Genomic DNA, 2,317 nt, shown 5'->3' on the forward strand with positions numbered 1-2,317 from the left:
TGAAGGCCATTCAGGAGAAGTGGCTGGGCACCTATACCGAGCTGCCACGCGAAGTCCCCACCAAGTAAGTTCTGACATGCGGGCGGGGCTTGCCTCGCCCGCATTGCCTTGCGCATTTTGCGCGCCGAATGAAAACTCAGGCGCCGCAAAATGCGATAACTAACAAACAGATCGTTTCTGTGAATTGATGAAATGATCTTGTCTGCCCTCACCACTGGCGAGCCGCGATGTTCTCCTTCCAGACTTTCCTCGACAGTTTCGGGCCCCTCTTCTGGGCAGCCCGCTACACGTTGCTGATCTCCGTGCTCGGCATCGCCCTCGGGCTCGTCATTGGAACCCTGGTCTGTGCCGCTGCCCTCTCAAAGCAGATATGGCTGCGCCGCTTTGCCGGTCTGTGGGTCAGCTTCCTGCGGGGCGTGCCGCTGCTTGTCCAGCTGCTCCTGTTCTACTACCTGCTGCCCGTCATCGGCATCGACGTGCCGGCAATGGTCGCGGCCGTGGTCACCGTCGGCATCTGCGCCAGCGCCTATATTTCCGAGATCTGGCGGGGCGCCATCAATGCGCTGCCGAAGGGTCAGACCGAAGCCGCCACTGCCATCGGCATGGGACCGCGCGACATCTGGACCCGCATCATTCTTCCGCAGGCCGTGAGACTGTCGCTGCCGGCCCTCATCAATGAGCTGATCCTGCTGGTCAAGGTGTCGTCGCTGGTCTCCGTCGTCGGCATTCTGGAGCTGACCCGCGCGAGCCAGGCGCAGGCCGCTACCACCTTCAGGCCGCTGGAGGTGTATCTGGCCGCTGCCTGCATCTACCTCCTTATCAACCTGTTCCTGGCCGCGCTCGGCCGCTATCTCGAACACAGGATGGCCGTCTGATGGACTGGAGCATCTTTCAGCAATATGGGCCCATGCTGCTGCGCGGCTTTGGCCTCACCATTCTCTGCTGGCTTCTGGGAACGGTGCTGGGCATGGCGCTCGGCCTCGTCATCGCGCTGATCCAGCGCTATGCGCCACGCCCGGTCGGCTGGATCATGCAGGCTTATATCGAGATCATCCGCGGCACGCCCTTTCTGGTGCAGCTGTTCGTGCTCTATTATGGCGGCCCGCTGGTCGGCCTGCGCCTCGATGCGCTGCCCGCCGGCATTCTGGGCCTGACCCTTTACGGCAGCCCCTATTTCGCGGAGATCTTCCGTTCCGCCTTTCAGGCCGTCCCCCATGGCCAGATCGAGGCGGCACGCGCCATCGGCATGGCGGAGGCCATCATCGTGCGCCGCATTCTGCTGCCTGTCGGTCTGGTCTCGGCGCTGCCGGCCCTCGTCAACTTCTCCATCATCCTGACCAAGGAAACGGTGATCCTGTCGATCATCACGGTTCCCGAGCTGATGTACCAGGCACAGCGCATGTCCACCGAGACCTTCCGCTATCTGGAAGCCAATCTCGCGCTGGCGCTGTTCTTCTGGGCGCTGGTCGAAACCATCTCGCGCTTTGGCCGCCGGCTGGAGAAGCGCATCACCGGTTACCTCATCGAAAGGACGTAAGATGATTGCCGCATCATCCGTCGAGATCCGCAAGGTCAACAAATACTACTCCAAGTTCCAGGCGCTGAAGGACATCGACCTGTCGATCCCGCCCGGCAAGGTGACCTGTCTGATCGGCCCCTCCGGCTCGGGCAAGTCCACCCTGCTGCGCTGCATCAACTTTCTGGAAGAATATGATTCCGGCGAGGTTCTCATCGACGGCAAGCTGATCGGCTACGAGACCGCCGGCGGCGCGAAGATGGGCGGGCGCAAGCTGCGCGACATGCGCCGCTCCATCGGCATGGTGTTCCAGCAGTTCAACCTGTGGCCGCACATGACCGCGTTGCAAAACGTGGCCGAGGGGCTGATCCGCGTGCGCGGCATGAGGAAGGCCGAGGCCGAGGCGCGCGCCGCCGAGGCGCTGACCAAGGTGGGGCTGGCCGACCGGATGGCCAACCATCCCTCGCGCCTGTCGGGTGGCCAGCAGCAGCGCGTGGCGATCGCCCGCGCCATTGCCATGGAACCGCGCCTGATGCTGTTCGATGAGCCGACCTCGGCGCTCGACCCGGAACTGGTGGGCGAAGTGCTCAACGTTATGAAGGCGCTGGCCTCGGAAGGCATCACCATGGTGGTCGTCACCCACGAGATGGGCTTTGCCGCCCATGTCGCCGATCAGGTGGCCTTCATGGAGAAGGGCGAGCTGGTCGGCGTCGATGCCCCTGCACAAATCCTCCATCATCCTGAAGATCCCCGCATTCAGGCATTCCTCAGGACATATCACGAGCGAAACAGCTTCTGACG

At 62.7% G+C, this 2,317-nt stretch carries 3 protein-coding genes; all 3 read left to right on the plus strand.

Annotation, left to right across the window (positions count from 1 at the left end; genetic code table 11):
- Positions 1–227: 227 nt before the first annotated feature.
- Genes AC5XE7_RS20750 through AC5XE7_RS20760 form a run of 3 tightly spaced genes read left to right on the plus strand, consistent with a single transcriptional unit; the run spans position 228 to position 2,315 of the window.
- A complete protein-coding gene (locus tag AC5XE7_RS20750) occupies positions 228–875 on the plus strand; it encodes an amino acid ABC transporter permease (protein ID WP_495367426.1) in 648 nt (215 codons plus the stop codon).
- The gene (locus AC5XE7_RS20755; protein ID WP_287945432.1) at positions 875–1,537 is read left to right on the plus strand and encodes an amino acid ABC transporter permease; all 663 of its coding nucleotides are present in this window, start codon (positions 875–877) and stop codon (positions 1,535–1,537) included. Before AC5XE7_RS20750 ends, AC5XE7_RS20755 begins: the two co-directional genes overlap by 1 nt.
- A gap of 1 nt (position 1,538) precedes the next feature.
- Positions 1,539–2,315 carry an amino acid ABC transporter ATP-binding protein gene (locus AC5XE7_RS20760; protein ID WP_495367427.1) on the plus strand — a complete coding sequence of 259 codons (777 nt, stop codon included), beginning with the start codon at positions 1,539–1,541 and terminating at the stop codon, positions 2,313–2,315.
- Positions 2,316–2,317: the final 2 nt, after the last annotated feature.

This window comes from Aquamicrobium sp. YD-1-mutant5 (assembly GCF_059509755.1).